This window comes from Piezobacter thermophilus (assembly GCF_055386745.1).
Genome location: NZ_AP042380.1, coordinates 378,910 through 404,306 on the forward strand (window position 1 = coordinate 378,910; position 25,397 = coordinate 404,306).

A 25,397-nucleotide genomic window follows, 5' to 3' on the forward strand; every position below is an offset into this window, starting at 1 on the left:
GGGGCCACTTTCGCAACCCCGGGGCTCCGCGTGAAGAAGCCGCAGCGCGATTTTCCCGGACCGATCAGTCCGGGTCCGACGTCTCCAGCCCCACCGGCCGGCCGACGACAACGAAATGCAGCTTGTCCGGCTGCAGCAATTCGCGCGCGACCCGGTTCACCTCTTCCAGCGTGACCGCGTTGATCCGGTCGTTGCGGGTATTCACGTAGTCGATGGGCAGGTCGTCAAGCTGCATCCCGACGAGAATTGAGGCAATCCGCGAATTGCCGTCGAAACGCAGCGGATAGGCGCCGGTGAGATAGGTCTTGGCGTCCTGAAGCTCCTTTTCGGTCACGCCCTCTTCGGCCATGCGCTGCCATTCTGCGCGGATGACCTCGATCGCCTGGGCGATACGGTCATTGGCCGATGAAACCTGCCCCATGTAGACGGCGGCCAGATCCTTGGGAACGAGGTAGGAATAGACGCCGTAGGTCAGGCCGCGCTTTTCCCGGACCTCCTTCATCAGGCGGCCTTCGAAGGAACCGCCGCCGAGGATCTGGTTCATCACATAGGCGGCAAAGAAATCCGGGTCGTGCCGATCCATGCCCGGTTGCCCGAACAGCGCCACCGATTGCGGCGTGTCGAAGGGAATGACGGTGATACCGCCATCGATCGTCACATTCGCCTTTGGCGGCATCGGCGCGCCGGTTTCGGGCAGATCGGCAAGCAGACGGTCGAGCAGCGCGCCCAGCTCTTCGGGCGTGATGTCGCCCACGGCGCCGACGAACAGCCGGTCGCGGGCGAAGACGCCCCGATGCGCCGCCAGGATATCGTCGCGGGTCAGGGCCGAGACGCTTTCGATGGTGCCTTCGCCCTTGCTGCCATAGGGATGATCGCCATAGGCCATTTTCGCAAAAGCTTCGCCGGCAATGGCATTGGGATCCTTGGCGTCCGATTTCAGCCCCGAAATGACCTGCGCGCGCACCCGGTCGATCGCGTCCTGATCGAAGCGCGGCTCAAGCAGGGTCATGCGCAGGAGTTCGATGGCCCGGTCCCGGTTTTCGCTCAGGAAGCGGGCGCTGACCGACACGGTGTCGTCGCCGGCGCCGAAGGAAAACGATGCCGCGAGCGATTCGACCGCCCGGGCATAGCTCTGGGCGTCCATGTCGCCGGCACCCTCTTCCAGCAGCGCGGCCATCAGGTTGACCGCACCCCGCTTGCCCGGTGCATCCAGCGAGGTGCCGCCCTTGAAGCGGATTTCGAGCGCGGTGAAGGGGATCGAGTGTTCCTCGACCAGCCAGGCGCGGATGCCCCTGGGCGAGGTGACTTCCTGGATCTTCACCTCGGCCAGGGCGGGGATGGCGGCCAGGATCCAGGCGATCGCGATTGCGGCAAGGGTTTTCATTGTGTCATTTCTCCGTCGCGCATCAGCCAGCCGGTCACCGAAACCTCGGGGCGCAGCACCTCGCGGGCGGCGGCCATGATCTGTTCGGCCGTGACCGATTGCAGGATTTCGGGCCAGGCCTTCACGTCCTCGACGGTCAGGCCGATGCTGAGCGCGCGGCCGTATCGGCTGGCGATGCCGTCAACGTTGTCCAGCGCATAGATCCGCGCCGCCCGAAGCTGCAGCTTGATCCGGTCCAGCATCTCCTGGTCGACGCCTTCGCGCATGAAATCGGCCAGCGCCTTGTCCAGCGCCGCTTCGGCCTCCTGCAGGCTGACGCCTTCGCGGGGCACGACCACGAAATCGAAGGTGGTATCGTCAAGCGAGGTGCCGCTGTAGAAGGCGCCGGTATAGACCGCCAGCTTGTCGCGGAACTGCAGCCGATCGGTCAGATACGAGGTGCTGCCGCCGCCCAGAAGCTCGGACAGAAGGTAGAGCGCGGCTGCTTTCTCCTGCGCGCCCGGGTCGCGTTCCGGGGCCAGGTACGAGCGGCTGACATAGGGTTGCGCGACGCGCGGATCCCTGAACACCAGGCGCCGCGCCGCACGCTGGGGCGGTTCCTGCGCGCGAATCCGTTCGGGCAGGTCCGGGTTGGCGGGGATGGCGCCGTAATATTTCTCGGCCAGGGCCCTGACCTCTTGCGGATCGACATCGCCTGAGACCACGAGGATCGCGTCGTTGGGCGCGTAGTAGGTCCTGTAGAAGGACAGCGCATCGTCGAGGTCGAGCGCCTCCACCTCGTGCTTCCAGCCGATGACCGGCACGCCGTAGCGGTGGTTGTAGTATTGAACCGCGTTCATCTGTTCGCGGAAAAGGGCGCGGGGGTTGTTTTCGGTGCGCTGGTTGCGCTCTTCGAGCACGACGTTGCGTTCGGTTTCGATATCCTTTTCCGTCAGCCGAAGGTTCACCATCCGGTCGGCTTCCATCTTCATCATCAGTTCCAGACGGTCGGCTGCGACGCGCTGGTAGTAGGCGGTATAATCATAGGTGGTGAAGGCATTGTCCTGGCCGCCATTGGCCGCGACGGTGGCCGACAATTCGCCCGGTGCCATGGTATCGGTTCCCTTGAACATGAGATGTTCCAGGAAATGCGCGATGCCCGACGCGCCGCGGGGTTCGTCCGCCGACCCGGCCTTGTACCAGACCATCTGCTGCACCACGGGGGCGCGGTGATCTTCGATCACGACGACCTGCATCCCGTTGTCCAGCGTGAAATCCGTTACCGCATCGTCGATGCCCGTCGCGGCCGCCGGCAGTGCCATGACGACAAGGCCCGCGATCAGCGCGATCCGTGAAAACATCCGCTCTCCTCCGATCATGTGGGGTTCAACCTACGTCGCCCCGGCACGGGTTCAACCCGCCGGGGCGAAGATTACGAAAATGTAATCCTGCATCAGGGCGTTGCTGGCGGCGAGGTGGGGGTTCCGACGCCCCGTTTGCGGAAGAGTTCGGTCTGCTGGAACGGGTCCAGCGCCTCTTTGGCATAGGCCTGGCTGTAGCGATCCACCGGGAACAGCTTGATCCGGGTCATGCGGCCCTGGCGGCGGCGAAACTCGGCATCCGCCTCGTCCAGTGCGGTGCGGATGTTCGCGGGCACCCCGTAACGGCCGGCCGCGGCGACCAGCGCGGCATCCGAGGCCGGAACCGCGGTGGTCCGAAGCGCCTCGGGCCGGCCGCCAAGCGCGGCGACCGCGTCCTCGGTGGGGTACTGATCGGTCAGGTTGGCGCCGCCCGGGGTGGGCGTCGGCAGGGTCGTGTAGTCCCTGGGCTGGGTCAGAGGCTTGGCCGGCACGATCATGAATTCGTCCGGCCCGGTCCCGGGCGCGCGCAGATCACGCAGGCCCTTGTTGGCGCAGCCCGCGACGGCGGTGGCCCCGGCCAGAATGACAACGCTCAACGGGATCCGCATGGCCCCCTACTCCTGCCTGTTTCCGGCGCTTTTATCGCATTTGCCGGGCGAGGTCACGGGGCCTTTTTCACGCCATCCTTTCACGGGGCCTTTTTCGGCTCAGGCCGGCCGTCGAACAGGATCAGCGCCGCCGCGCCGAGGAAGATGAACACGTCGGCCGGGTTGAAGACGAAGGGGTTGTCGATGCCGCAGCACGAGGTGTTGAGGAAATCGCGGACATAGCCGAACATCAGCCGGTCCAGAACGTTGGACAGCGCGCCGCCGATGAGAAACCCCGCGCCAAGCTGCCCCATCGGCCGGGCAGGACCGTGGCGAACCCAGATCAGCACGGCGATGCAGACCAGAACCGCGAAAAGGATCAGCAGCCAGCGCGAGGCTTCGGAATCGCCGGCGAACAGGCCGAAATTGATTCCCCGGTTCTCGCCATAGCGGAAATTCAGGACCGGGGGCAGGATGTCGATCCCCCCGGTCCGATCAAGCTCCATGACCGAGATGACCAGAAATTTCCCGACCTGATCGGTGAGAAGGGCCGCAACCGCCCCCCAGGCTATGAGTGCCATCCGCATCGGGCCTCAGTGCCGGAAATGGCGCATGGCCGTAAACACCATGGCCAGGCCTGCCTCGTCGGCAGCGGCGATCACCTCGGCGTCGCGCATCGAGCCCCCCGGCTGGATGACGCAGCTGGCCCCGGCGGCGGCGGCCTCCAGCAGCCCGTCGGGGAAGGGGAAGAACGCATCGGACGCCACCGCCGAACCGATCGTCAGCGGCTGTTCAAGCCCCAGAGATTCGGCCATGCGCTCGGCCTTCTTCGCGGCGATCAGGGCCGAATCGACCCGGCTCATCTGCCCCGCGCCCACGCCCACGGTGGCCTGATCCTTCACATAGACGATGGCGTTGGATTTCACATGCTTGGCCACCTTCCATGCGAACAGAAGGTCGCGCATCTGCGCATCGGTGGGGGCCTTCTTCGTCACCACCTTCAGATCGTCCATGGCGACGAAGCCGTTGTCCCTGTCCTGCACCAGAAAGCCCCCGGCCACCTGCCGGAAGGCCAGCCCCCCGGCACGCGGATCGGGCAGGCCCCCGGTGGTCAGCAGGCGCAGGTTCTTCTTCGCGGCGAAGATCTCGCGGGCCTCGTCCGAGGCGCCCGGCGCGATCACCACCTCGGTGAAGATGCCGGTGATCTCGCGCGCGGTCTCGGCGTCCAGCGGCCGGTTCAGCGCCACGATACCGCCGAAGGCCGAGGTGCGGTCGCAGTCGAAGGCGCGGCGATAGGCCTCGGCCAGCGTTCCGCCCCGGGCCACGCCGCAGGGGTTGGCGTGCTTGATGATGGCGCAGGCCGGCCCCTCGGCGGGGTCGAATTCGGCCACCAGCTCGAAGGCGGCATCGGTGTCGTTGATGTTGTTGTAGCTCAGCTCCTTGCCCTGAAGCTGCACCGCGGTGGCCACGCCGGGCCGGTCCGAGCCGTCGACGTAGAAGGCCGCCCGCTGATGCGGGTTCTCGCCATAGCGCAGGGTCTGGGCCAGCCGGCCGGCGAAGGCGCGCCGCCGCGGCGCCTCGATCTCCAGCGCCCCGGCCATCCAGTTCGATACCGCCGCGTCATAGGCGGCGGTGCGGGCAAAGGCCTTCTGCGCCAGCTTGCGGCGGAATTTCGGGCAGGTGGCGCCGTCGTGCTGGTCCATGTCGCCCAGGAGCTTCTCGTAATCCTCGACATCCACCACCACGGTCACGAAGGCATGGTTCTTGGCCGCGGCGCGAATCATGGCCGGCCCGCCGATATCGATGTTCTCAATGCAGTCTTCCCAGTCCGCGCCGGCGGCCACGGTGGCCTCGAACGGGTAGAGATTGACCACCAGCAGGTCGATGGCGCCGATGCCGTGCTGCTCCATCGCCGCCACGTGTTCGGCATTGTCGCGCAGTGCCAGCAGCCCGCCATGCACCGCCGGATGCAGCGTTTTCACCCGCCCGTCCATCATTTCCGGGAATTTCGTGATTTCCGAGACATCGCGCACCTCGAGCCCGGCGTCGCGCATGGCCTTCGCCGTGCCCCCGGTGGAAACGAGCTCCACTCCGCGCTCGGCCAGCCCTTGGGCAAGCGCGATGAGGCCGGTCTTGTCGGAAACGGAAATCAATGCGCGGCGCACAGGCGTTTGATCGGTCATGGGTCTGGCAATCCCTTCTGGGTCAGTCGTAAGGCAGCTCTGCGTCGTCCCGATTCAGGTCGCGGACGGCGACGGCCGTATCATGGGCCTTGGCCAGCGTCCACCGGATGCGCGTCGCATACTCCATCGCGCGGCCGGACAGAACGATCTGTTTTGTCGCGCGCGGCTTCAGCCGCCCCCTTTCGAGATAGACGCCGGGTTCAAGCGAAAGCTTCGCCGTGCCGTCATGGCGGAACACCCAGATTTCGCCGCTTTTCAGCGCCATCGATACCGCCGTGCCCCCCAGATCCAGCGTCGCGTCCACATCCGGGTGCAGGTGAAAGCGCAGGTCGAAGGCGATCCCGGCCAGAAGATTGGCATCCATCGCCCTGTCGAATCGGTGCTTGTCTTCGTCCTCGACAGCCAGAAGCATGTCTTCGCCGGCCAGCCGGCGCCCATCGACGGAAAGGTCCAGAATCCGCGCATGGGTCAGACCGAAATGCCGCACATAGCCGTCATGCCCACCCTGAAAGCGGTATCCCTCGGTCGTCTCCAACATCTCGACCGGCACGTTCCGTGGCCCCTCTACAAGGGCTTCGCGGCCGGTGCCGCGTTCGGGGTCGGCCAGCCGGGCCGAGGAATAACCGTCAAGGCACAGCGTCGAATGCGCCGGCGTCGCCCGGCCCGCCCGGCGCCACTCCGGCCCGAACGAGGCGCCCGAGCCCCAGTTGACGATCAGCGGCCGCCGCCCCGAGGTCAGCTCGAAGGCAAGGGTCGAGGCATGCGCATCATACGAGGCCGCGCCCGTTGGCGGGGGGCTGGCATCGATGATGACGCTTGTGCGCCGGGCCGACAGGCGGGCATAGCCCATGGCCAGCCCCGCCGGCTTCCACGAGGTGACATGGCTGGCGGCCAGGGCGTGGTCCAGCCGCCCCTCTGCCCCGCGCCCGCCGCCGTGAAACCGCGCCAGCCCGCCATCGGCATGGCGCAGCATGCGCAGCGTGGGGGCGATGCGCCCGATGGCGGCGGTGTGGGCCTGGGGGATGCCGCGGCCGGCCTCGTGCAGGACGGTGGCGGCCCATGTCAGCAGGGTGAGAACTTCGAGCAGCTCCTCGGGGTTGCGGGTCGGCAGCCCCCCCTGGTCGTCGATCCGGGCCGCGCACTCCCGGGCCAGCGCGCGCACCGCCCCGTCGGCCATTTCCTCATGCCCCTCCAGCGCCAGCCCGGCATGGATCAGGCCGGTGAGCGCCTCGAACCGGGGCAGGCCCGGCGCTGCCGCGTGCCAGCGCCGGGAAAGAAACCATGCCTGGGCGGCCAGCGACCGGAAGAAGGCTTCGCTCTGGCCCGGCGTGCGTCCGCGCAGCAGGAAGGGGGCGTGGTTGATCCACCGGATCACGCGCCGCCCGGCAAGCTCGGGCGTCCAGCCGGGGCCGGTCCCGCGGCCCTGGCCGTCGATCCAGCCCCACACCCATTTCTGTGCGGTCTGGCGGGCCGCCATGTCCCCCACCGCCGCGAGGTCGTCGAGCCATGCAAATCCCTGCCGCTCGGCCTCGAAGGCCGGATCGGGGGCTTCGATCTCCCACAGGTCGGCACCGGGGGCCTCGACCAGGTAGCCGGCAAACAGCAGGTTGCCGGCGATCAGCTGGCGGCCACGGGCGAAGCTGCCGATGGTGCGCGGCTCGGGCTGCGAGACGAAGGCCGTGGCCGCACGCTGCCGGCGGCTCAGCCAGGCATGGAGCCGGTTGAGGAACCGGGCCCGGCGGTTGGCCAGGGTGACGGGTATGGACATGCGCTCGGCCTCTTACGCTCTGCGGCGTTGGCGGCGGATCATAGCGGGCCTGCCCCTTCAAGTCACCGGCGAAACCGGCAATCGGGGGGCTTTGCGCAGACGTGCCATGTAAAACCCGTCCATGCCGCCAAGATCGGGCCAGTAATCCGGCCGCAGCCGAAGCCCGCCTTCGGGGGTGATCCATGCGGGGTCGATCCCGGCCAGCTCGGGGCCGGGGGGCTCGACGGTCATGCCGGGGGTGCGGGCCAGCGCCGCCTGCACCTGTATTTCTCCTTCGTCGGGCAGCAGCGAGCAGGTGCAGAACACCAGCCGCCCGCCGGGTTTCAGCAGGCCCCAGGCGTGATCGAGCATCCGCCCCTGAAGTTCGATCAGCTCGGCAATCCCCGCGCCGTCGCGGGCATGGGGCAGGTCGGGGTGGCGGCGGATCGTGCCGGAGGCGGAACAGGGCGCATCCAGCATGATCGCGTCATAGTGACCGCGATGGGCCAGCGCGTCGCCGGCGATCACCTTGGCCGCGAGGCCGCATCTGGCGAGGTTTTCGTGCAGCCGCTCCAGCCGGCTTTCGGATATGTCCAGCGCCACCACGCGGGCCCCGGCCGCGGCCAGTTGCAGCGTCTTGCCGCCGGGGGCCGCGCAGAGGTCGAGGATGCGCTCTCCCGCGCGCGGGGCCAGCAGCCTGGCCGGCAGGGCGGCGGCGGCATCCTGAACCCACCACGCGCCTTCGGCGTATCCCGGCAGGGCCGAAACCCGGCCCGCCCGCTGCAGGCGCCACGACCCGGTGGGCAGGGCGAGCGCCCCGGCAGGCAGGGGCGGGGTGATGCCGGGTCTTGCCGTCACGTCCAGGGGCGCGCCGGCGAAGTGGGCGGCCTCCATTGCGGCGACTGCGGGGGCGCCCCAAGCCTGCACCAGCGGCTTGCGCAGCCATTTCGGCAGGCGGGGGATGCGCAGCCTTTGCCACTGCTGCGGGCCGTCGCGGGACATCTTGCGCAGCACCGCATTCACCAGCCCCCTCAGCTGCCGGTGCCGGGGGTGTTCGCCGATGATCGCGACCAGGGTGTTGACGACACCATGCGCGGCCGCGCCGGTGCACAGCTCGACCGTGCCCAGCCGCAGCGCGTTGCGCACCGTCAGCGGCGGCGCCTTGCGCAGGTACCTTTGCAACAGCCGGTCGGCGCGCTCCAGCCCACGCAGCGTGTCCAGCGCCAGGCGCTGCGCGCGGGCGCGGTCTTCGGGCGCCAGCCGGTCCAGCATCCCGGCGTTCAGGCATTCCGAAAGCAGGCGGCGTTCGCCCAGCACCTGGTCGAGCAGGCGCAGCGCGCCCCGCCGCGCATCCGCGCCGCCGATATCCCCGCCGCTGTCCCCCATCTCGGCTGCTCCTGTCCGTGTCTTGCCCCCGCGGGACAGGGGCGTATATCACATGAAGCACACAAGGGAACACGCCATGAGCATGAGCGAGAACGAGACGCGCAAGGATCTGCCGCCGGCAGCGCAACGGGCGCTGGCGGAGGCCGAGGAAAGGCGCCGGCTGGCCGAGAAGAATGCCAGACCGCTGCCGAAGGAATACGGCGGCCGCGACGGGCCCGAGCCGGTCCGCTACGGCGACTGGGAGAAAAAGGGAATCGCCATAGATTTCTGAGCGCTGCCGCTCAGGCAAGCGCCCGGACGAAACGGTGAAGGCCCGTTGCCATCTCGCGGTAGAGCGGCGGTGGGAAATGTTCGAGGTTTCGCCCCACATGGCCGATGCCGGCCAGCAGTTGCGGCAGGACGTCATCCCCGGAGCACCCCAGCCTGCCCCGCAGGCGCTCGATTGCGCGGGCCGAAAACCGCTTCGGGCGGCGCATCGAGATCAGCATGCGCGCCATGTCGAGAAACGGATAGCCGCGCAGCCGCATTCCCGGCCAGTCGATGACATGGAACACGGGGTCGCGTTCGGCGGCGAGGGGCAGCAGCAGGTTGCCTTCCCAGAAATCGCCGTGGTGCAGGCAGTGAACCGGTTGCCACATGCCCGAGGCGAGCCGGGACCGGGCGCGGTCTGCGTCCCTTTTCATGTCCTCGGGCATGGCGGCATCGGCAAGGATCGTGTCGAGATCCGCGGCGATGGTGTCCGGCGCGGCCGGTGTCGCGGTGGCGCGGGCGACGGCCACGCACCAGTCCATGACCGGCCGGGCAAGCCGCTGGCGTCGCCAGAGGCGGATGACCCTCCGGTCCGAGGGGAACGGCCGGCCCTCGGGCCAGACGGCAAAGGCGCGTCCGCCGATCCGCCCGGTTGCCAGCGGCGCAAGGATCGGAGCGGCAAGCGGCGGCGGCAGGGTCTTGCGGGCGGTCGCGATGTTGTCGGCCGCGCGCGCCATCAGATCCGGATTGCCCGGCCCCGAGACGATGCAGAATCCGCGCGCTCCGTGCGATTGCGGGCCGGGGACCCGGAACTTCGCGGTCGCATCGGCGAAGTCCGCCGTCGGGCCGGACCGGACCGGGTGGATGTCGTCGGGCGTCAACGCGCGGCCATATGCCCGTGTCAGCGCCTCGGCGACTTGCACCGTGCCGAGTGCCGCGTCAGCGCCTGTCATTCAGCTGCCAGCGCGGTCTTGCTCCGGCCGATCTCGGCGATTTCGGCGATGACCCCGCGCAGGATGTCGCGGAAGGCATTGAAATTCCCGTTCGGCCGGATGCGCCGTTCATCCATGTAGAGGCGCCGGTCGATCTCGATCTGGATGGCGTGCTGATTGCGCGACGGGCGGCCATAAGTCTGGGTGACATAGGCGCCGGCGAAGGGCGTGTTGCGGGCCACGTGCAGCCCGGCCGAGGTGAAGGCGGCCTCGACCCTTTCGATGATCGCGGGCGCGGCGGCGGCACCGAAACGGTCTCCGAGAACCACGTCGGGCCGCCGGGGCAGGCCGCGGGTGACATTGTCCATGGCCTCGTGCGGCATGGAGTGGCAGTCGATCAGGATCGCCTGCCCGAACAGGTCGTGCGATTCCTGCAGTAGCCCCTGCAGGGCTTCGTGATAGGGATGCCAGTAGCGAGCGATTCGCTGCCGGGCTTCGGCCAGCGGCAGCTTGCCGCGATAGATGGCACGGCCATTGGCCACCACCCTCGGGATCACCCCCAGCCCCGAGGCAACCCGCGGATTGTGGCCCATCCTGGGGGCGCCGACGATCAGCGCCGGATCGAGTTCATCGACGCCGCGGTTGAGATCGACGAAGGCGCGCGGCGCGCCTGCCAGAAGCAGCGGCGCGCCGAAATCGGGGGCCGGCGCGAAAAGCTGATCGACGAAGGCATCCTCGGACGACCGAATCGTGTTGCGGTCCAGAGCCGTCCGGGCGAGGAAGGACTCGGGATAATCCCGGCTGCTGTGCGGCGAGGCGAACACCACCGCGGTGAGCCGGCGTTTCGGACGAAGCACTCGATAGGCGACCTTCGGCATGACCTCTCCTTTCGGGGACGAACATAACGCGGAACCGATTGCCATCAAAAGCCCTTGAACACCCTGGCGACTCCTTTTATAGACCCCGCTACCGGCGCGGGCTTCCGCGCCCCATTTCGTTGGGGCCTGTCGGCGGCGGTGACAAGGGCGGTTAGCTCAGCGGTAGAGCACTACGTTGACATCGTAGGGGTCACTGGTTCGATCCCAGTACCGCCCACCATGATTTCACGGTTTCGGACCCGTCCGAGACACCCGCTAACCCAGGCGCTGGCCGGCGCCGCAGGAACAGGAGACAGGCCATGAAGGTCCGAAACTCGCTCCGCTCGCTCAAGAACCGGCATCGCGACTGCCGGGTCGTGCGTCGCAAAGGCCGCGTGTACGTGATCAACAAGACCCAGCGCCGGTTCAAGGCCCGTCAGGGCTGAATCGCGCAAGATCTGCGTTGCAGCTGCAAGGCCGCGCCCCGTTGTCCGGGGCGCGGCTTTTGCGTTTCCGGGGCTGTGACAGGTGCGACAAAATTATCTGAGTTGTTTTGTCGGAAATGAGTTGCATTCGCATCCGGATCGTGTATCCGATAAATTCAGTCGGAAATTATCGGGTACGGAGAGAAAGCCCATGAAACGTCTGGTCCTGTACGGTGCCGCCGTCCTTCTCGGTCTGGCCGCGCAGAATGCGTTCGCTGGTGGAGAAAAGGTGGTGAACCTGTATTCGTCGCGTCACTATGACACGGATGAACGCCTCTACAGCGATTTCGAGAAGGCGACCGGGATCAAGGTCAACCGGATCGAGGGCAAGGCTGACGAGCTGATGGCCCGGATGCGGGCCGAGGGGCGCAATTCCCCGGCGGATGTCTTTCTGACGGTCGATACGTCGCGGCTGGCGCGGGCCAAGAACATGGGCCTGCTGCAGAGCGTGGACAGTCCGGTTCTGGAAGAGCGCATCCCCGATCACCTCCAGGATGCCGACAACCAGTGGTTCGGCTTTTCCAAGCGCGCGCGGATCTTCTTCTATGACAAGGAGAAAGTGACCGATCCGCCGCAGACCTATGCGGCGCTTGCCGACCCGAAGTACAAGGGCATGATCTGCATCCGGTCTTCGTCCAACACCTACAACCAGACGCTTCTGGCGGCCATCGTGACCCATGAGGGCGAGGAGGCCGCGCGGGCCTGGGCGCAGGGGGTGGTGGACAACATGGCGCGTCCGCCGCAGGGGGGCGACACCGATCAGCTGCGCGGGATCGTTTCAGGAGAGTGTGAAATCTCGGTCGTCAATACCTATTATTTCTCGCGCGCGTTGCGCAAGAACGTGCGCGGCGTGTCGGACTACATCGACATGTTCGGCTGGGTCTGGCCGGATCAGGACGGCAACGGCACCCATATCAATCTCAGCGGTGGCGGTGTTGCTGCCAATGCGCCCCATCGCGAGAACGCGGTGAAGTTTCTGGAGTATCTCGCATCCGACAAGGCGCAGGAATATTTCTCGGCCGGCAATGACGAATACCCGGTGGTGGAGGGTGTGGCCGTCGCCCCCTCGGTGGCCCGGCTGGGGACGTTCAAGGCAGACAGGATCAACCTGTCGGAAGTGGCCGCGAACCTGCCCGTTGCGCAGAAGATCTTTGACGAGGTCGGCTGGAAGTAGCGACATCGCCGCCGGGTGCGGGGGGCCAGCCCCCCGCGCCCCCCGGAGTATTTCCGGCAAGAGGAAGGGGGTGCTCAGGCCACCTTCAGGACGATCTTGCCCACATGATCGGCGCTTTCGAGGCGGGCGTGGGCGGCAGCGGCCTCTTCGAGGGGGAATTCACTGTCCATGACCGGCGCGATGCGGCCCGCCTCCAGCAGCGGCCAGACCCGTTCGCGCAGCGCCGCGGCAATGCGCGCCTTGGCCAGGTCGCTTTGCGGGCGCAGCGTGCTGCCGGTGATCGTCAGCCGGCGGATCATCACTTCGGCGAAGTTGAGTTCGACCTTCGGTCCGGTGAGGAAGGCGATCTGTACCAGTCGCCCGTCATCGGCAAGCGCCTTGACATTGCGCGGCAGGTAGCTGCCGCCCACCATGTCGAGGATCAGGTCGGCGCCGCCCTCGGCCCGGAGGATCTGGACGAAATCCTCGGTCCGGTAGTTGATTGCCCGTTCGGCCCCCAGATCCGCGCAGACCCGGCATTTTTCGTCGGTGCCGGCGGTGGCGAATGCCCGCGCTCCGAATTCGCGGGCCAGCTGGATGGCGGTGGTGCCGATGCCGCTGGTGCCGCCATGGACGAGGAATCGTTCGCCCGCCTTCAGCCCTCCGCGCATGAAGACATTGGTCCATACGGTGAAGAACGTCTCGGGCAGGCAGGCGGCCTCGCGCAGGTCCATGCCGCGGGGAACGGGCAGGCAGTGCGCCGCGGGGGTGGCCACGTATTCGGCATAGCCGCCTCCGGGAAGCAGGGCGCAGACCTCGTCTCCGGGCCGGAACTCGGTGACGCCGGGCCCGATGGCCACCACCTCGCCCGCGGCCTCCAACCCCGGCAGATCGCTGGCCCCCGGTGGCGGGGCGTAGGTGCCGGCCCGTTGCAGCGCGTCGGGGCGGTTCACCCCGGCCCAGGCGATGCGAATCAGCACCTCCCGGTGGCCGGCCACCGGTCGCGGGCGTTCGGTCGGTTGCAGGACATCCGGTCCGCCGGGTTTGGTGATTTCAATCGCGCGCATGGTTTCGGGCATGGGGGGTTCCTGTGGGTTCAACTGGTACAGGGCGTGGGCTTCAGTCCCGCGGGTGCAGCGTGCCGGGCAGGTCGTCGCGGCCGGCGGACGGGCGGCTGATGCCGTCGAACAGCCATTCGGGAACGGCGAGCAGCGGCTTGCACAGGGGATTTTCCCTGATCCGGGCCTTGAGCTTCTCGAACTGCATCACGTTTTCGATGCGCCGGTCGAGAAACGCCCAGCTGGCCTGATGCCCCTCGCTCTGGTCGCCCAGCCAGTAGAGCAGCGTTGCCGAGTAGACCGCCGAGAGCGAGGCGCGCTTGGTATACCAGTTGACGTCCTCGGAGCTGTCGCCCAGCGCGGTCCAGATGGCGTCGGCCGTGCCCCAGATCGCCCGCGCCCCGTCCGCGGCGTGTTGCGGCAGGGCAAACAGCGTGACGCCGCGGCGCACCACTTCCTTGTCGTCCACGGCCTCCAGGCGGAACCGCACGGCGGTGGCAATCCGGTCGCGCAGGCGCATGGCGGACATGTCCTCGGCCGCGATGCGGGCCAGCATCGCGCGGTCGCCGCGGGCGTGGAAGGCCAGCGCCAGATCGACCGCCCCGCGCGGCAGGATCGCGCGGGCCAGCGTCGGATCGGTTCCGGTATCGGCTATGGCGGCGTCAAGGGTCGCCTCGGACCAGCCGTCGAACGGCACGTGCAGCAAGGCCGCATCCAGCAGGCGGTCGCGCGTTTCGTGGTAGAGGTCTTGCGTCATCGGGGTCTCTTCCTTTGCCACACTACTAGACAAGTTGGCGGCGCTTTGCTATAGGGCGGCGTCCTGCAAATCCTTGCAACTCGAACTTAGAAAGGTGGTGACAACCACATGCAGGTGAGTGTTCGCGACAACAATGTCGATCAGGCGCTTCGTGCCCTGAAGAAGAAGCTGCAGCGCGAAGGCGTTTTCCGTGAAATGAAGCTTCGGCAGCATTACGAGAAACCGTCGGAAAGGCGTGCGCGCGAGAAGGCCGAGGCCATCCGCCGTGCCCGCAAGCTGGCGCGCAAGAAGGCCCAGCGCGAAGGTCTGCTCTGAAGACCCGCAGCGAACTTCTGGCACTGAAATTGACGACCCCCGCGGCCCTGCCCGGGGGTTTGTCGTTTCCCGGGCCATGGCGCGTCAGGCAAGGCTGCGCATCAGCCGGCCGAGAAGGTCCAGACAGCGCTCCAGCTGCTCCAGCGTGACGAATTCGTCCGGCTTGTGCGCCTGGTCGATCGAGCCGGGGCCCCAGACCACCACCGACATGCCTAGCCCCTGCCACAGCCCGGCTTCGGTTCCAAACGCCACCACGTCGGCCCCGCTGGTGCCCGTGAGCCTGGCCACAAGATCGCGCGCGGCGTTGTCGTCCATCGGCTCCAGGCCCGGAACCTCGCCGACGACCTGCGTCTCGATGCCGGCCTCGGGGCAGATCGCGCGCATGGCCGGCAGCAGGTCCTTTTCCACCAGATCGCGCATGGCGGTTTTCACGAAAACGGCGTCCGAGTCCTGCACCGGGCGCATTTCCCAGTCCACCTCGGCCAGGCCGGCAATGACGTTGTGCGCCACGCCGCCGCTGATCCGGCCGACATTGACCGTGGTCCAGGGCGGCTCGAAGCGGCCGCCCTGCGGGGCACGCAGCATCAGTTCCGCCCGAAGTTCCATCAGGCGCGACACGTAGCGGACCGCGTATTCGGCGGCATTCACGCCCCGGTGCGGGGCCGAGCCATGGCCCTCCTGCCCCCGGAACCGGACGGTGTATTCGCAACACCCCTTGTGGCCTTCGATCACGCGCATTTCCGTCGGTTCGCCGATGATCGCCATGGCCGGGCGAACATCGCGCGCCTTCAGTTCCGGGATCAGCGCCCGTGCGCCGAGGCAGCCCACTTCCTCGTCATGGGTGAAGGCAAGGTGAAGGGGCCGGCGCAGGTCGCGGGCGGGCAGATCCTGCACCGTGATCAGCGCCGCCGCGATGAAGCCCTTCATGTCGCATGTGCCGCGCCCGTAAAGGCGTCCGCCCTCGCGGCGCAGCCTGAACGGGTCGGATGTCCAGACCTGGTCGGCCACGGGCACCACATCGCTGTGACCCGACAGCACGATGCCCCCCGGCCTTTCGGGGCCGAGCGTGGCGAAAAGGTTGGCCTTGGTGCCGGTGGCGTCGTGGAACAGATCGACCCGCGCGCCGGCCGCCTCGAGCATCCCGGCAAGATCCGCGATCATCTCCAGGTTCGAATCGGAAGACACGGTCGGCCAGGCGACGAGACGTTCAAGCAGTGCAATGGTCCGTTCCAGCCGGGCGGTCATGGCTTCACGAACAGCTTGCGCGGGCGGTTGCAGAAGGTTTCGGCAGGGCCTTCTTCGCGGATCAGGATGCTTTCGGTGATCTCCAGCCCCCAGTCCTGCATCCACAGCCCCGGCATGAAGTGGAAGGTCATGCCCGGCTCCAGCACGGTTTCGTCCTCTTCCCGCAACGAGATCGTCCGTTCGCCCCAGTCGGGGGGATAGCTCAGCCCGATGGCATAGCCGCAGCGCGCGCCGCGCTCGATTCCCGCGCGCTCCAGCGGTGCCGCCAGTGCGTTGGCGATGTCGCAGGCGCGGTTGCCGGCGCGCGCGGCATCAAGGCCGGCTTCGAGTCCCTCGACCAGCGCCGCCTCGGCCCGGCGCATGAAATCCGGCGGCTCGCCCAGGAACAGGGTCCGGCAGAGCGGCGCGTGGTATCGCCGGTAACAGCCGGAGATCTCGAAGAAGGTCGCTTCGCCTTTGGCGAAGGGACGTCCGTCCCATGTCAGATGAGGCGCCGCGGCGTCGCTTCCCGAGGGCAGCAGCGGCACGATGGCCGGGTAGTCGCCCCATGCGTCATCGGTGCCGCGGATCGCGTCGCGGAAGATCTCGGCCACCACCTCGTTCTTGGGCACCCCCGGCTCGACCCGCTCCAGCAGGCCGTCGATGACCTTTTCCGAGATTGCCGCCGCCTTGCGCATGAATACGATTTCGGTCGGAGACTTGACCGCGCGCAGCCGGTTGACAAGGCCGGTGGCGTCCTCCCAGGTTGCCTTGGGCAGCGCGGTTTGCAGAACCTCGAAGGCCCTGGCCGAGAAATAGTAGTTGTCCATCTCGACCCCGATCCGCCCGCGTGCAAGCGACAACCCGTCCAGCACCCGCGCCAGATCCTGCATGGGGTGGCGTTCGGTCGATTGAACGTAGTTGTCAGCATAGCCGAGCACCCGGTCCGAGCCCATCCAGACCGTGCGCAGGGCGCCGTTGGTGTCCTGTTGCCGGCCCCACCACAGGGGCGGGGCATCGGGCAGGACAATGACCCCCTGGTGAACGTAGAACGACCATCCGTCATATGCCGTAAGCCAGGCCTGGTTCGACGGGTCGGTGACGAACAGCGCGTCCAGCCCGCGCCGGGCCATGCTGTCCCGCGTCCGCTTCAGGCGGTCGGCATACTCGTCCGGTGAAAACGGAAGTTCCCTTGCGGCCATGTAATGCGCTCCCGTGTTCGATGGATGCATTTGGCCACATGACCGGCCTTCGTCCAACGACTTTCTTGCGCGGCCCGGTCGCCCGTCCGGCAGGGGATTCGTGACGCAACGTCACAAATGCCCGCCCGCCGCGGGGCAAACTCTCGTGCGAATGACGCATTTTGCCCTCAGATGTCGCAAATCGGTTGCGTCATGGGGCGTCGCAGGTTTTAGATGGGGCAACAAGCGGTCTGTTCGCACAAGAATGACACACGGGGAGCCAGCTTTGGTGTCAGCTTCAAGCAACGACGCGTTCGTCGAGTTCGAGCGTGTCCAGAAGAGCTATGACGGCGAAACGCTTGTCGTCAAGGACCTCAATCTGACCATGCCCAGGGGCGAGTTCCTGACCATGCTCGGGCCTTCGGGATCGGGCAAGACCACCTGCCTGATGATGCTTGCGGGGTTTGAAACCGCGACCCATGGCGACATCCGCCTGGGCGGGGTGTCGATCAACAACATCCCTCCGCACAAGCGCGGCATCGGCATGGTGTTTCAGAACTATGCCCTGTTTCCGCACATGACCGTGGCCGAAAACCTCTCCTTCCCGCTGGAGGTGCGCAAGATCGGCAAGGCCGAGCGCGAGGAAAAGGTCCGCCGGGCGCTGGACATGGTGCAGATGGGCGAATTCGGCGGCCGGCGGCCGGCGCAGCTTTCGGGCGGCCAGCAGCAGCGCATCGCGCTGGCCCGCGCGCTGGTGTTCGAGGCCGAGCTGGTGCTGATGGACGAACCCTTGGGCGCGCTCGACAAGCAGCTGCGCGAACACATGCAGTTCGAGATCAAGCGCATCGCCGACAATCTGGGCATCACCGTGGTCTATGTCACCCACGACCAGACCGAGGCGCTGACCATGTCGGACCGCGTCGCGGTGTTCGATGACGGCATCATCCAGCAGCTGGACCCGCCCGACGTGCTGTACGAAGAGCCGCAGAACAGCTTTGTCGCGCAGTTCATCGGCGAAAACAACACGCTGGAAGGCGTCGTCAGGGAAATCAGCGGCGACCGTTGCCTGGTGCAGCTGGACGATGGCGAGTTGATCGACGCGCGGCCGGTCAATGTCAGCCGGGTGGGCGAGCGCACCCGCGTCTCGATCCGCCCCGAGCGGGTGGAATACAACAAGGACCGCCTTCAGGAAGGGGCCCACACCCTCAAGGCCGAGGTGCTGGAATTCATCTACATGGGCGACATCTTCCGCACCCGGCTGCGGGTGGCCGGGAATGACGAATTCATCATCAAGACCCGGAACGCTCCCGATCAGGTGCGCCTGCAGCCCGGCCAGAAGATCGAGATCGGCTGGATGCCACAGGATTGTCGCGCACTGGATGCCTGAGCAGGTCCGCGCAGGAACCTCGACGGAAGATCGGGGGGCAGGAAACTGAAATCGAATTCAACAAGGAGAGTCTGAACATGAAACTCAAAGCAATCGCAGCCCTTGTCGCCACGACGGCGCTTGGCGTGTCAACGGCGCTTGCCGATGGCCACATGGCCAACAAGATCACGGCGGTCAGCTGGGGCGGCGCCTATCAGAAGTCGCAGATCCGCGCCTATGCCGAACCCTACATGAAGCTGAACCCCGGCGTGGAAATCGTCTGGGACGAAAGCTCGGCCGAGGCGGTGGCCAAGCTGCGCGCCATGAACGAGGCCGGCAACATCACCTGGGACATCGTGGACGTGGTGGCGGCGGACGCGATCCGGCTGTGCGATGAGGGGCTGGCAGAAGAGATCGACCCTGACAAGGATCTTGCCGCCGCCCCGGACGGCACCCCGGCGAGCAAGGATTTCGGCGATCTTCTGGTGAGCGAATGCTTCATTCCGCAGATCGTCTATTCGACCACCTTCGGCTATCGCACCGACATGGTGGGCGACAACCCGCCGACCAGCGTCTGCGACGTGTTCGACCTGGAGAAATATCCGGGCAAGCGGTCGCTGGAGAAGCGCCCGATCAACAACATGGAATGGGCGCTCTACTGCGACGGCGTGGCCAAGGAAGACATCTATGACGTGCTGGCCACCCCCGAGGGTCAGGATCGGGCGCTGAAGAAGCTCGACACCATCAAGGACCAGGTGATCTGGTGGTCGGCCGGCGCCGACACGCCGCAGCTTCTGGCCGATGGCGAGGTGGTGATGGGCTCGACCTACAACGGCCGCCTGTTCAGCGTGATCGAAGAGCAGAAGCAGCCCGTGGCGATGCTGTGGGACATGCAGGTGTTCGACCTTGACGGCTGGATCATCCCCAAGGGTCTGAGCGAGGACCGCAAGGCCCGCGTGATGGACTTCGTCAAGTTCGCCACCGACACCCAGCGCCTGGCCGATCAGGCCAAGTACATCTCGTACGGTCCGGCGCGGAAATCCTCGGCGCCGCTGGTGGGCAAGCACGCGGATCTGGGCATTGACATGGCGCCGCACATGCCAACCGACCCGAACAACGCCAAGAACACGCTGCTCTACAACTACGAGTTCTGGGCGGACTACCGCGACGACATCGACGCCAAGTTCCAGGCGTGGCTGGCGAAGTGATCGCCTGACCCGAACCGTTTCGCGGGCCGGAGATTCCGGCCCGCGTCTTCAGACCCGAGAGGCCGAAGATGAGCGATGCCACCCAGAACGGACCGGTTCTTGCCGCCGACGGGACTCCGCTGAAACGCAGCCTGAACCGCGCGCTCAGGATGCAGAAGCTGCGGGCACTGGCGCTGATCGCCCCATTGCTGATCTTCGTTCTCATCACCTTCATCTCGCCCATCATCCAGATGCTGTGGCGGTCGGTCGAAAACGAAATTGTCGCCGAAACCCTGCCGCTGACGGTCGAGGCGCTGAAGGACTGGGACGAAAAGAGCGGCCAGCTGCCGCCCGAGCCGGTCTATGCGGCCTTCGTGCGCGACATGAAGGTGGCGGTCGCGAACAAGCTCCACACCAGGCTGGGCACGCGGCTCAATTACGAACAGACGGGGATCTCGTCGCTGTTCCGCAAGACCGGACGGAAGATCAAGAAATGGGATCCGGACACGGACGGGCCGTTCAAGGAAAAGCTGATCAAGGTGCACAAGGGCTGGGGCGAACTGTCCACCTGGCAGACGATCAAGCTCCATTCTCGTCCGATCACGCCCGGCTATTTCCTTAATGCCGTGGACATGCGCCTGACCCCGGACGGCCCGGCGATGCAGCCCGAGGACAAGCGGATCCTGCTGAAGCTGTTCTGGCGCACGATCGTGATGTCGCTGGTCATCACCTTCGCCTGTATCGCGCTGGGCTACCCGGTGGCATGGCTGCTGGCGAACCTGCCAAAGCGGTCCTCGAACATGCTGATGATTCTGGTGCTTCTGCCCTTCTGGACCTCGCTTCTGGTGCGCACCTCTGCGTGGAAGGTGATGCTGCAGCAGCAGGGCGTCATCAACGACGTTCTGGTGTGGCTCGGGCTGGTCGATGATGCGAACCGGCTGGTGATGATCAACAACCAGTTCGGCACCATCGTGGCCATGACCCACATTCTGCTGCCCTTCATGATCCTGCCCATGTATTCGGTCATGCAGACCATTCCGCCCAGCTATCTGCGCGCCGCCAAGTCGCTGGGGGCGACGAACTGGACCGCTTTCTGGCGGGTCTATTTCCCGCAGTCGGTGCCGGGGATCGGTGCCGGGTCCATCCTCGTCTTCATCCTCGCCATCGGCTACTACATCACGCCCGAGATCGTCGGCGGCACCAAGGGGGTCTTCATCTCGAACCGGATCGCCTATCACATCTCCAGCTCGCTCAACTGGGGGCTGGCGGCGGCGCTGGGCACGATCCTGCTGGTTATCGTGCTGGTGCTCTACTGGGCCTATGACAAGATCGTGGGCATCGACAACGTGAAGCTGGGGTAACGTCGCATGAGCCTGAACCCGGTGCAGAAACCTTCCACGGCCTTTACCGCATCCGTCACCGCGCTGGCCGGAGCTTTCGCCGGCCTGCTTGTGGGGACGGCCCAGGACCAGCCGGGATCGGGCGCCGTCATCGGCGCGGTGGTCATGGCGCTCCTTGCCTATGTTTTCACCACCCGGTTCACCCGGGAGCGCCCGGCGCGGCGGTTCATCCTGCTTGCCTTCGCGGCCGTGGGCTTCCTCATGGGCGAGGTGGCCGGCGCCGTGGTCGGCGCGCTGTTCGGCTGGTTCTTCGGCTGGTTCGTCTTCTGGGTCGGAACCGGCCGCTATCGCGCGCCGCTGGCACCCTACCTGACGCCAGGCCAGGTGTTGTGGCACTATACCTTCCGCGTGATCGCGGGGGCGGTTTTCGTCTTTCTGATCACGCCGATCCTCGTGGTGCTGCCCTTGTCGTTCAATGCCCAGGACTTCTTCACCTTCACCCCCGAGATGCTGCGCTTCGACCCGGCGGGCTATTCGCTGAAACACTATCAGGATTTCTTCACCAACAATGAATGGCAGCGATCCTTCAAGAACTCGCTGATCATCGCGCCGTTTGCGACGGTGATCTCGGTATCGCTGGGAACGCTGGCCGCGATCGGGCTGAGCCAGAGCCACGTGCCCTTCCGTCGCCCGATCATGGCGATCCTGATCTCGCCCATGATCGTGCCGCTGATCATCTCGGCCACCGGCATGTTCTTCTTCTACTCGGCGGTGGGCAATTTCCTCGAGGGAACGCTGGGCCTGAGCAAGTCGGTTGTGGGCTATATCAAGGTGATCCTCGCCCACGCGGTTCTGGGCATTCCCTTTGTCATCATTACCGTGACGGCGACACTGGTCGGTTTCGACCGTTCCCTGACTCGCGCGGCGGCGAACATGGGGGCGGATCCGGTGACGACCTTCTTCCGCGTGCAGATGCCGCTGATCCTGCCCGGAGTGATCTCGGGGGCGCTGTTTGCGTTCATCACCTCCTTCGACGAGGTCGTGGTCGTTCTTTTCGTGGGCTCGGCCAGCCAGAAGACCCTGCCGTGGCAGATGTTCACGGGTCTGCGCGAACAGATCAGCCCGACGATCCTTGCCGTTGCCACGATTCTGGTGGGCATCTCCATCGTGTTGCTGACGACCCTGGAACTGTTGCGGCGGCGGTCCGAGCGGCTGCGTGGCATGTCGCCAAGCTGAGCACGCGCGACCGTCTGCACGACTTGCACCGCGGCTTGGCACCACCCCTGGCGGCGGCTCGTGACCGTGCACGCCGTGCCTGGGGTCTTTCGCCGGGATTCGGCCGAGGGCATGTCGGGCCCGCAGCCGCCTTGGCGCCCGGACGGAATCCTGCGCGAGGGACGGCCTTTCCGGTTTCCCTGGCTGCGTGGCAGGCATCACGGTGAATACCCTTCAACCAGTGACCTGGCCACGAGAGTCCAGCCATCCGCGACGACGAAGAAGGCGAGTTTGAACGGCAGCGCGACCACAGTGGGCGGCACCATCATCATGCCCATCGACATGAGAACGGCCGAGACGACCAGATCGATGATGAGGAACGGCAGAACGACGACGAACCCGACCTGGAAGGCCCGTGATATTTCCGACAGGATGAAGCTGGGGATCAGGAGGGACAGCGGCGAATCCTCGGATGGTTGGAAGGAGCCGAGATCGGGGCGCAGATCGGCCATTGAAAGATATGCGTCCGGATCCACGCGGCTGGCCATGAAGCTCCTGAAAGGGCGGACCGTACGTTCGAGGCCGGTTCGCGTATCGACCGTTTCGTCCAGCATGGGCGCAACGCCTTCGTTCCAAGCCGCCGTAAACGTGGGCTCCATGACAAAGTAGCTCAGGAACAGGGCAAGGCTGACGATCAGCATGTTCGGCGGGGATTGCTGAAGGCCGATGCCCTGCCGGAGAATGGCGAGGACCGTGACCAGAAAGGGAAAACTGGTCGCCATCATCGCGATGCCAGGGGCGATGCTGAGAACCGTGATCAGAAGGAACAGGTTGATCGTCCGGGCAGAGAGGGAGCCGCCCTGCCCAAGCGACAGGCTGATCTCCTGGGCGGCGGCCTGATCGGCAAGAGCGAGATACAGAAGGCAGGCGGCGACCGCCGCCGGGATGACATTCTTCCGGTTCATTCCAGGTTGCCCGAGAAATCGGCGATATCGGTCAGGCGCACACCCAGTTGCCCCGCCTCGCCATCTTCCAGTTCTTCGAGCCGTCCCCGTGCGACGAGACGATCGCCGACGAAAAGCTCGACCGGATCCTCGATCCGCCGGTCCAGTCTGAGAACGGCATTTTCCCGCAGGTTCACCAGATCCCGAACCAGCGGCCGGGCCTTGCCGACCGAAACGACGATCTCGATCGGAACGGTTTCGAAAGGATTGGTTGAATCGGCGGCATCCTTGCTGAGGTTACCCATTGGCGAATTCCTCTCTGGCTTGTGACAAGAATGACTCGACGGCTTCCCGGACCTCCCGCATCAGGCGCTGAGCGTCGAGTTCCGTTTCCTGCCGCCCGACCCGAAGACAGGCCTGATGGGGGGCGATATCCGGCGTTTCCCGGACTTCGACCTTCATCGGCAAGGTTCGGGGCAGAAGCGGGCGCAGCGCGTCTGCCGTCCCCTCGGATACCAGGATTTCCGTCGGGGCGTTCGAGACGGTTCGGGCGGTTGCCATGAGCTCATCGACGATGTGCTGCCCGAAAGACCGGAACATGAGCTCCGGAAGAACGACCGACAGCAGCTGGGAAAACAGCGGCTCGAGCGCCTGAAGAATCTCGACCGTTGCTTCCTGCCGGGAAAAGGAAACGTCCTGGAGGCGTTCTGCCAGCGATTCACTGATGCGGGCGTGGTTTTGCGCCAGGGCCGCAACGGCATCCTCCCAGCCGGACTTGTACCCGTTTTCGAAAGCCTCCAGCCGTTTTTCCTCCAGGTCGTCCGTGGATATGAAAGTCGCGACACCGGCCGTCTCGGATCGGTTGCCGAAGTCCTCGAAGAGGTCCGAAATGGCCATCAGGCGGTCTCCTCGCGTTCTTCGAGCCATCCGCGCAAGATCTGGACGGTTTCCTCCTGGCGATCCCCGATCATCGCGCGCAGACGTTCCACGGGATCACCTTCATTCGCGAGGGCGACCGGAAGGTTGGAGGTATCGCTTTCCTGCCGTGCCGATGCCGGGGCGGAAACCGGATCATCAGCGATTTCTCCTGTCAGGACCGGCAGCTCGGGCTCGGCCGCCGGGAGAGCACGGGGAAGCGTCCCGGAGGCGGGGCGTGTCAGGATGGGACGGATCACGAACAACCCCAGCACCAGAACCACCAGCGCAAGAACCGCCGTCTGGATTGCCGACATCGGGTCCAGATCGATCCGGTTGAGCCAGGACGAGCTGACAGTCACACCCTGTTCGGACCGTGCCGGAAAGGCCATGGATTTGAGGGTGACAACATCCCCCCTTTCAGGGTCGAAACCGATCGCTGCCTCGACCAGTTCGCGCAGCGCGGCAAGTTCTTCCTCGCTTCGGGGCTGCATCCCCTGCGCGCCATCCCCCCCTTCGGAAGGCACCCAGTTCACCAGTACCGCCACGGTCACGCGCTTGATGGCGCCCGGATCTTCGGTGACCTCCAGACGCGTTTCCGAAACCTCGTAATTGACCCTTTCGCGGGTCGCGCTGGCCTGCGATTTCGACCCGCCTCCGGGTGCGGCTTCGCCGTCGGGCAGGTCCGAAGCCACCGTAACCGCCCCGGCGGGGCCGGTGGAGGCGTCCGACTTCTCCTCGATATCGGTGCTGATCGCCACCCGGCTGTCCGGGTCGATACGCCTTTCCCGAACCGACTTTCTTGCAGTCACGGTATCGACGCTGACTTCGACCACGGCGTTGTTTGCACCGACCCGAGCCTCGACAAGGCGGAGAATCCTTGTCCGCATTTCTTCCGACAGATCCTGGGCACGGGCCGTGGCGCTGCCCGATTCGGGCATGGGGATCAGGTTGCCATCGGCATCAATGACGGTCACGTCCTCTGCCGCCATTCCGGCCACCGCAGAGGCGACCAAGTGACGGATCGCGTTCGCCTGGGCAGGTGTGATCGGGCCTCCGGCGGGAACCAGGGCAACCGATGCCGTCGGTCTGGTCCGCCTCTGGAAGGGATTGTTGCCGTCACGCGCGATATGAACCCGCGCCCTGGAAACAAAGCGGTTCGCAACGATCGTTCGGGCCAGTTCGCCTTCCTTGGCGCGCCAGTAGGCGGCATCGAACATCTGCGACGTGGTTCCGAACCCGCTGAGCGAATCGAGCAGCTCGTACCCGCGCCCGCCCGCCGCCGGCAGCCCGTCGGCCGCCAGCGACATCCGCAGTTCGTCGCGAATCGCCGCCGGCACATAGATGGAAGTGCCGCGCACCTCGTATTTCACCGCCCGCTGATCGAGCGCGCGGATCACCTCTCCGGCCGAATTTTCTTCAAGATTCGCATAAAGCAGCTTCATCGTCGGCGTCGTGGCCGCAAGGGACAGCTGAATGATGCCGGCAATCACCACCACAGCCGCAAGCATCACGGCGATCTGCTTCGCCCGGCCCAGCCGGGCCCATGCGGAAACGACCTGATTCAATGGAACCTCCTCGCGTCGGGGCAT

25 protein-coding genes and 1 tRNA gene are annotated in these 25,397 nt (G+C 66.0%); 9 read left to right on the plus strand and 17 right to left on the minus strand.

The genetic code is table 11. The annotated features are described in order from the left end of the window. Positions 1-64 precede the first annotated feature (64 nt). The 7 genes from ACZ5CM_RS01835 to ACZ5CM_RS01865 form a co-directional block, all read right to left on the minus strand. A complete protein-coding gene (locus ACZ5CM_RS01835) occupies positions 65-1,384 on the minus strand; it encodes a M16 family metallopeptidase (protein ID WP_464640740.1) in 1,320 nt (439 codons plus the stop codon). Next, complete coding sequence (locus tag ACZ5CM_RS01840) at positions 1,381-2,724, minus strand: M16 family metallopeptidase (protein WP_464640742.1); 1,344 nt, start codon at positions 2,722-2,724, stop codon at positions 1,381-1,383. The genes ACZ5CM_RS01835 and ACZ5CM_RS01840 overlap by 4 nt, the downstream gene beginning before the upstream one ends. Before the next feature lie 92 nt (positions 2,725-2,816). Continuing rightward, positions 2,817-3,332 carry a DUF3035 domain-containing protein gene (locus ACZ5CM_RS01845; protein WP_464640744.1) on the minus strand — a complete coding sequence of 172 codons (516 nt, stop codon included), beginning with the start codon at positions 3,330-3,332 and terminating at the stop codon, positions 2,817-2,819. An 80-nt stretch (positions 3,333-3,412) separates the two neighbouring features. After that, positions 3,413-3,898: a signal peptidase II gene (gene lspA, locus ACZ5CM_RS01850; RefSeq protein WP_464640746.1), complete on the minus strand. Its 486-nt coding sequence runs from the start codon at positions 3,896-3,898 to the stop codon at positions 3,413-3,415. A 6-nt stretch (positions 3,899-3,904) separates the two neighbouring features. Then, positions 3,905-5,494, minus strand: coding sequence for a bifunctional phosphoribosylaminoimidazolecarboxamide formyltransferase/IMP cyclohydrolase (gene purH / locus ACZ5CM_RS01855; protein WP_464640748.1), 1,590 nt, complete (start codon positions 5,492-5,494; stop codon positions 3,905-3,907). Positions 5,495-5,516: 22 nt separating this feature from the next. Next, the gene (locus tag ACZ5CM_RS01860; protein WP_464640750.1) at positions 5,517-7,262 is read right to left on the minus strand and encodes a heparinase II/III family protein; all 1,746 of its coding nucleotides are present in this window, start codon (positions 7,260-7,262) and stop codon (positions 5,517-5,519) included. A 57-nt stretch (positions 7,263-7,319) separates the two neighbouring features. Continuing rightward, positions 7,320-8,627, minus strand: coding sequence for an RsmB/NOP family class I SAM-dependent RNA methyltransferase (locus ACZ5CM_RS01865; protein ID WP_464640751.1), 1,308 nt, complete (start codon positions 8,625-8,627; stop codon positions 7,320-7,322). 52 nt (positions 8,628-8,679) lie between these two features. On the opposite strand from ACZ5CM_RS01865, the gene ACZ5CM_RS01870 reads away from it, so the two are divergent. Then, complete coding sequence (locus ACZ5CM_RS01870) at positions 8,680-8,898, plus strand: DUF1674 domain-containing protein (RefSeq protein WP_464640753.1); 219 nt, start codon at positions 8,680-8,682, stop codon at positions 8,896-8,898. Between the two features lie 10 nt (positions 8,899-8,908). Here ACZ5CM_RS01870 and ACZ5CM_RS01875 read toward each other — a convergent pair whose 3' ends face one another. Together ACZ5CM_RS01875 and ACZ5CM_RS01880 are read right to left on the minus strand one after the other, a co-directional pair. Beyond that, positions 8,909-9,829 carry a hypothetical protein gene (locus ACZ5CM_RS01875; RefSeq protein WP_464640755.1) on the minus strand — a complete coding sequence of 307 codons (921 nt, stop codon included), beginning with the start codon at positions 9,827-9,829 and terminating at the stop codon, positions 8,909-8,911. Continuing rightward, a complete protein-coding gene (locus ACZ5CM_RS01880; protein WP_464640756.1) occupies positions 9,826-10,686 on the minus strand; it encodes an N-formylglutamate amidohydrolase in 861 nt (286 codons plus the stop codon). The genes ACZ5CM_RS01875 and ACZ5CM_RS01880 overlap by 4 nt, the downstream gene beginning before the upstream one ends. A 145-nt stretch (positions 10,687-10,831) precedes the next feature. On the opposite strand from ACZ5CM_RS01880, the gene ACZ5CM_RS01885 reads away from it, so the two are divergent. From ACZ5CM_RS01885 to ACZ5CM_RS01895, 3 genes are all read left to right on the plus strand, one after another. Further along, positions 10,832-10,906, plus strand: a tRNA-Val gene (locus tag ACZ5CM_RS01885). 79 nt (positions 10,907-10,985) lie between these two features. Next, positions 10,986-11,111, plus strand: coding sequence for a type B 50S ribosomal protein L36 (gene ykgO, locus ACZ5CM_RS01890; RefSeq protein WP_005850168.1), 126 nt, complete (start codon positions 10,986-10,988; stop codon positions 11,109-11,111). Positions 11,112-11,301: 190 nt separating this feature from the next. Beyond that, positions 11,302-12,324, plus strand: coding sequence for a Fe(3+) ABC transporter substrate-binding protein (locus ACZ5CM_RS01895; RefSeq protein WP_464640762.1), 1,023 nt, complete (start codon positions 11,302-11,304; stop codon positions 12,322-12,324). Between the two features lie 74 nt (positions 12,325-12,398). Here the strand turns inward: ACZ5CM_RS01895 and ACZ5CM_RS01900 are convergent, their stop codons facing one another. After that, positions 12,399-13,382 (minus strand): NAD(P)H-quinone oxidoreductase, encoded by a 984-nt coding sequence (locus ACZ5CM_RS01900; protein WP_464640764.1) that lies wholly within the window; start codon positions 13,380-13,382, stop codon positions 12,399-12,401. Between the two features lie 40 nt (positions 13,383-13,422). Continuing rightward, the gene (locus ACZ5CM_RS01905) at positions 13,423-14,118 is read right to left on the minus strand and encodes a COQ9 family protein (RefSeq protein ID WP_464640766.1); all 696 of its coding nucleotides are present in this window, start codon (positions 14,116-14,118) and stop codon (positions 13,423-13,425) included. 108 nt (positions 14,119-14,226) lie between these two features. On the opposite strand from ACZ5CM_RS01905, the gene rpsU reads away from it, so the two are divergent. Then, on the plus strand, positions 14,227-14,433 hold the full coding sequence (rpsU, locus tag ACZ5CM_RS01910) for a 30S ribosomal protein S21 (protein WP_464640767.1): 207 nt from the start codon (positions 14,227-14,229) through the stop codon (positions 14,431-14,433). Between the two features lie 84 nt (positions 14,434-14,517). Here the strand turns inward: rpsU and argE are convergent, their stop codons facing one another. After that, a complete protein-coding gene (gene argE / locus ACZ5CM_RS01915; protein WP_464640769.1) occupies positions 14,518-15,678 on the minus strand; it encodes an acetylornithine deacetylase in 1,161 nt (386 codons plus the stop codon). Next, positions 15,675-16,859 carry a M24 family metallopeptidase gene (locus ACZ5CM_RS01920; RefSeq protein WP_464640770.1) on the minus strand — a complete coding sequence of 395 codons (1,185 nt, stop codon included), beginning with the start codon at positions 16,857-16,859 and terminating at the stop codon, positions 15,675-15,677. Before ACZ5CM_RS01920 ends, argE begins: the two co-directional genes overlap by 4 nt. A 244-nt stretch (positions 16,860-17,103) precedes the next feature. On the opposite strand from ACZ5CM_RS01920, the gene ACZ5CM_RS01925 reads away from it, so the two are divergent. The 4 genes from ACZ5CM_RS01925 (at position 17,104) to ACZ5CM_RS01940 (ending at position 21,967) form a co-directional block, all read left to right on the plus strand. Then, the gene (locus ACZ5CM_RS01925; RefSeq protein ID WP_464640771.1) at positions 17,104-18,225 is read left to right on the plus strand and encodes an ABC transporter ATP-binding protein; all 1,122 of its coding nucleotides are present in this window, start codon (positions 17,104-17,106) and stop codon (positions 18,223-18,225) included. 77 nt (positions 18,226-18,302) lie between these two features. After that, positions 18,303-19,412, plus strand: coding sequence for an extracellular solute-binding protein (locus tag ACZ5CM_RS01930; RefSeq protein ID WP_464640772.1), 1,110 nt, complete (start codon positions 18,303-18,305; stop codon positions 19,410-19,412). Positions 19,413-19,480: 68 nt separating this feature from the next. Then, complete coding sequence (locus ACZ5CM_RS01935) at positions 19,481-20,752, plus strand: ABC transporter permease (protein WP_464640774.1); 1,272 nt, start codon at positions 19,481-19,483, stop codon at positions 20,750-20,752. A 6-nt stretch (positions 20,753-20,758) separates the two neighbouring features. After that, the gene (locus ACZ5CM_RS01940) at positions 20,759-21,967 is read left to right on the plus strand and encodes an ABC transporter permease (RefSeq protein WP_464640775.1); all 1,209 of its coding nucleotides are present in this window, start codon (positions 20,759-20,761) and stop codon (positions 21,965-21,967) included. Between the two features lie 197 nt (positions 21,968-22,164). Here ACZ5CM_RS01940 and fliP read toward each other — a convergent pair whose 3' ends face one another. Genes fliP through fliF form a run of 4 tightly spaced genes read right to left on the minus strand, consistent with a single transcriptional unit; the run spans position 22,165 to position 25,373 of the window. Then, on the minus strand, positions 22,165-22,911 hold the full coding sequence (gene fliP, locus ACZ5CM_RS01945; RefSeq protein ID WP_464640777.1) for a flagellar type III secretion system pore protein FliP: 747 nt from the start codon (positions 22,909-22,911) through the stop codon (positions 22,165-22,167). Beyond that, complete coding sequence (locus ACZ5CM_RS01950; RefSeq protein ID WP_464640779.1) at positions 22,908-23,195, minus strand: FliM/FliN family flagellar motor switch protein; 288 nt, start codon at positions 23,193-23,195, stop codon at positions 22,908-22,910. The genes fliP and ACZ5CM_RS01950 overlap by 4 nt, the downstream gene beginning before the upstream one ends. Then, entirely contained in the window at positions 23,188-23,787 is a 600-nt protein-coding gene (locus tag ACZ5CM_RS01955; protein ID WP_464640781.1) for an ABC transporter ATP-binding protein, read from the minus strand. The genes ACZ5CM_RS01950 and ACZ5CM_RS01955 overlap by 8 nt, the downstream gene beginning before the upstream one ends. Continuing rightward, a complete protein-coding gene (fliF, locus tag ACZ5CM_RS01960) occupies positions 23,787-25,373 on the minus strand; it encodes a flagellar basal-body MS-ring/collar protein FliF (RefSeq protein WP_464640783.1) in 1,587 nt (528 codons plus the stop codon). The genes ACZ5CM_RS01955 and fliF overlap by 1 nt, the downstream gene beginning before the upstream one ends. Positions 25,374-25,397 lie beyond the last annotated feature (24 nt).